Annotated in this window: 4 protein-coding genes and 1 pseudogene; 2 read left to right on the top strand and 3 right to left on the bottom strand. The window is 74.2% G+C overall.

Annotated elements, in window-relative coordinates; translation table 11 throughout:
• Nucleotides 1–136: 136 nt before the first annotated feature.
• Complete coding sequence (locus ACFWN1_RS32285) at nucleotides 137–763, bottom strand: transcriptional regulator (RefSeq protein ID WP_384369988.1); 627 nt, start codon at nucleotides 761–763, stop codon at nucleotides 137–139.
• Nucleotides 764–1,258: 495 nt separating this feature from the next.
• Here ACFWN1_RS32285 and ACFWN1_RS32280 point away from each other — a divergent pair, with 495 nt between their 5' ends.
• Together ACFWN1_RS32280 and ACFWN1_RS32275 are read left to right on the top strand one after the other, a co-directional pair.
• A complete protein-coding gene (locus ACFWN1_RS32280; RefSeq protein ID WP_384369991.1) occupies nucleotides 1,259–2,080 on the top strand; it encodes an isoprenyl transferase in 822 nt (273 codons plus the stop codon).
• A gap of 16 nt (nucleotides 2,081–2,096) precedes the next feature.
• Entirely contained in the window at nucleotides 2,097–3,086 is a 990-nt protein-coding gene (locus tag ACFWN1_RS32275; protein WP_384369985.1) for an aminoglycoside phosphotransferase family protein, read from the top strand.
• A 137-nt stretch (nucleotides 3,087–3,223) separates the two neighbouring features.
• On the opposite strand, the pseudogene ACFWN1_RS32270 reads toward ACFWN1_RS32275, so the two are convergent.
• Both ACFWN1_RS32270 and ACFWN1_RS32265 read right to left on the bottom strand, forming a co-directional pair.
• A pseudogene (locus tag ACFWN1_RS32270) lies at nucleotides 3,224–3,476 on the bottom strand (sigma factor); the annotation flags it as partial.
• Nucleotides 3,473–3,670: hypothetical protein (locus ACFWN1_RS32265; RefSeq protein ID WP_384369982.1), on the bottom strand; the 198-nt coding region annotated here is incomplete at its 5' end. The gene ACFWN1_RS32265 and the pseudogene ACFWN1_RS32270, both read right to left, overlap by 4 nt.

Raw genomic sequence — 3,670 nt, 5'->3', positions numbered from 1 at the left:
GGCAGGGCTCGGTGGGCGGGGACGGTGGCAGGGCTCGGTGGGCGGGGACGGTGGCAGGGCTCGGTGGGCGGGGACGGTGGCAGGGCTCGGTGGGCGGGGACGGTGGCAGGGCTCGGTGGGCTCGGTGGGCGGGCTTTCACTTCGTGTAGTTGTAGACGGTCGCTCGGGAGACCCCGAGCAGGTCGGCGATGCCCTGGGCGGCGTCCCGCGAGTCGAACCAGCCGTCCTCGCGCAGTTGCCGTACCAGCTCGCGCTTGGTCTCGCGGCTCAGTGATCTCGGGGTGCCCCCGCGCCGGGCGGCCATCTCCTCCACTGTCCCGCGCAGCTCCCGGGCGCGCCGGTCCCGCAGTCTCTCCAACGGTTCGGCGCCGTGTTCGGTGCCGGTGGCGACGAGGTTGGCCAGGGTGAGCGCGACCGGGGAGAGCACCGACACGTCCAGGTTGAGGCAGAGCGCGGCGATGTACTCGCCCGCGCTGTTCCGGATGCCGATGGAGGTGCTCTTGGCGGGGCGGCCGTCGGGGAAGCGGTTGGGGTAGTTCTGCACGACGTCGGGGTAGCGGGGGTCCGCGATCCGGGCCAGGCCCAGTTCGGTGGCGGGGTCGCCGTGGGCGCGGCCGGAGAGGTTGTTCTCGATGACCCGGATCGCGTGCGCCGGGTCCCGCAGGTCGTGCAGGACGACCTCGCACAGGCCGGGGAACATCCGCCCGAGCGCTACGGCGATCTTCTCGGCCTCACCCAGCAGCCGCTCGTCCTCGGACCCCACCGACACCGCCTCCACCGCCACTGGACGGGATTTCCACTTCTGGACGATACATCTACGCCGGTCTCGGCACCAGGGACGCAATTCGGTCGGCCGGGCGAACCCGCTGTGGCAGCGTGCGGTGCCGTGCCCCTCGATGTGCGGAACTTCGCCGCCGCCAACCTGCTGCGCCGCCCTGAACCGGTCCGGACCGGCGGCTTCGTGGCGGACTCCGACCCCACGACGACCAGCCCGTACGTCGACTACGCGACCCCACTGCCCGGCGCAACCCCCACGAAGGCCGAGGTGGCCGCCCTGGTGGAGGAGTTACGCAAGCGTGGCCTGCTCCCCCGGCTGGAGTTCGCGCCCGACGCCGCACCGGAGGTGGCACCGGCGCTGCGCCGGGCGGGCTTCACCACCGAGGCGGTGCACGAGTACCTGGTCTGCACCCCTGCCACGCTCACCGTCCCCGCCGGTCTCCCCCGGGTGGAGGGCGGCCGGACGGGCCGCTGCCCGCGGATGCCGCTATCGTTCTCGTTCCCCGGTCTTGGAAGGGATCTCGGCGTGGCATGGAAGGCACTGCGCTCGGCGCTGGAAGCGGTGTATCTGCGGCGGCTGCACGGCAAGTTGGAGGGCCTGCCCCGGCCCCGGCATGTGGCGATCATGCTGGACGGCAACCGGCGCTGGGCGCGCGGCGCGGGGCACACGGACGTCCGTGAGGGCTATCGCGTAGGCGGCGCGAAGGTCACGGACTTCCTGCACTGGTGCGCCGACGCCGAGATCAGCCACGTCACCCTGTGGATGCTCTCCGACGACAATCTGCACCGCCCGGCCGCCGAACTCGGCCCGCTGCTCGACATCATCGAGGAGACCGTGCGCCGGGTCTGTGCCACGGACGCGCCGTGGGAGATCGAGATCATCGGCGCGCTGGACCTGCTGCCGGGCGACACCGCGCGGGTGCTGAAGGAGGCCGCCGCCACGACCACCGGCCGGGGTGGCCTGAAGGTCGACGTGGCGGTCGGCTACGGCGGGCGCCGGGAGATCGTGGACGCGGTCCGGGCCGCCTTCGACAAGCACATCCGCGCCGGGGGCGACCCGCGCGACCTGGCCGCCGACTTCGACCTTGAGCACATCACCGACAACCTGTACTCCCCCGCCGGGCACGACACGGACTTCGTCATCCGCACCTCGGGCGAGCAGCGTCTGTCGGGGTTCCTGCTCTGGCAGTCGGCGTACGCGGAGGTGCACTTCGTGGACGTGCTGTGGCCGGCGTTCCGTCAGATCGACCTGCTCCGCGCGCTGCGCTCGTACGCGGCGCGCGAGCGGCGCTACGGCCGCTGAGCGGGCGTCAGCGCTGATGGAGCGCACAGTCGACGTGGACCGGGGTGCGTACCCGGATGTGGTCACGCCCTGGGACCAGGAGGCGTGGCGGGGCGCTGTCTTCGAGTGGACCGACGCCCGGCTCGCCGCACAAGGGCTGCGGCGGAGCGGGGTGCCCCGGGTGCGGGTGCGGCCGTGGTCGGTGCTGATGCGCCTCGTGCCGGCCGGGAGTGGCCCGGTGTGGTTCAAGGCCAACCCGCCGGCGAGTGCCTTCGAGGGCCCGCTGACCGAGGCGCTGTCCCGCTGGGTGCCGGAGCGGGTGCTGCGCCCGCTGGCCGTCGACGCCGGCCGTGGCTGGTCGCTGCTGCCGGACGGCGGTCCGCTCTTCCGCGAGGTGGGAGGCGACGTGCCGCCGCGTACGTGGGAGGAGCTGCTCACCGGGTACGCGGCCATGCAACGTGCCCTGGTCCCGCGCGCGGACGCACTCTCCGCACTCGGCGTGCCGAGGCTGCGCGTGCCCGAAGTGCCCGCCGCCTTCGACCGGTTGTGTGCCGCGAACGTCTCCCTCGACCCGGACCGGCGGGCGCGGCTGGACGCGCTGCGGCCCCGGCTGGCGGACTGGTGCGCGGAGTTGGCCTCCCTGGGCGTCCCCGACTCCCTGGACCACGCCGATCTGCACGAGGGTCAGCTGTTCCACCCGGAGCCGGGCCGGTTCACGTACTTCGACTGGGGGGACGCCGTCGTGTCCCACCCGTTCGCGAGTCTGCGCGTACCGGCCCTGCGGGCGGCCGGGCGGTACGGCCCCGAGGTGCTGCCCCGTCTGCGGGACGCCTATCTGGAGCCGTGGACGGACCTCGGACTGTCGGCGGCGGAGCTGCGGCGCGCCGTACACCTCGCCTGGCGGCTCGGCGCGCTGGGCAGGGCCCGCGCCTGGACCCGGCTCTTCCCCTCCGCGACCGAGGCCGCGCCCACCGCCGTGGAGGGCGCCCGTTCGCTGCTGGAGACCGGGGACACTCCCCCGCTCTGAGCGTCAGCGGAGCCGGCGGGCGTTGAGCCGGGCGGCCGGGCGGGTCAGGTGGTCGCGCTCGCGGAGGTCGGGTGCCTGGCTGGCCGCCTCGGCGTACGGCCGTGCCGCTGTCGCCGGGTCGCCGTCGCCCTCGTGGGGAGCTGGAGGGTGTCGTCCTCGCCGCTCGCAGCGCCGGGCGCCGGTTCCTCCTCGGCGAGGTCCTCGCGCCGGCGGCGGGCGGTGTCCGACCGGTGGGCGTCGAGGAACCTGAGCCAAGCGACGGCCACCAGCCAGCCCTTCGCGTCGCGCGGCGGCTCGGCCGGGCCGGGCGCGCAGCGCCTCGACCAGCGCGTCCTGCACGGCGTCCTCGGCCGCCGCGAAGTCCGCTCCGCGGCGTACGCGGGGCGTCAGCCCCTGGGGGCGTCGCTGCCCGTGGCGCGGAGGTGGTCGCGGCGGGCGTTGTTGTACGTGCGCAGGTGGACCTTGGCCACGGCGCAGGCCGCGCCGTCGGCACGGCACTGGCGGCAGGTCCCTACGTGCTGCTCGTAGGCGGTACGGGCGTTTTCCAACGCCTCGTCGGCAGAGGACATGGTCATCTCCGGAAG

This window comes from Streptomyces sp. NPDC058459 (assembly GCF_042721685.1).
Lineage (GTDB): Bacteria > Actinomycetota > Actinomycetes > Streptomycetales > Streptomycetaceae > Streptomyces.
Note: the sequence above shows the minus strand (reverse complement) of the source record. Positions and strands in the feature narration are given on the sequence as shown.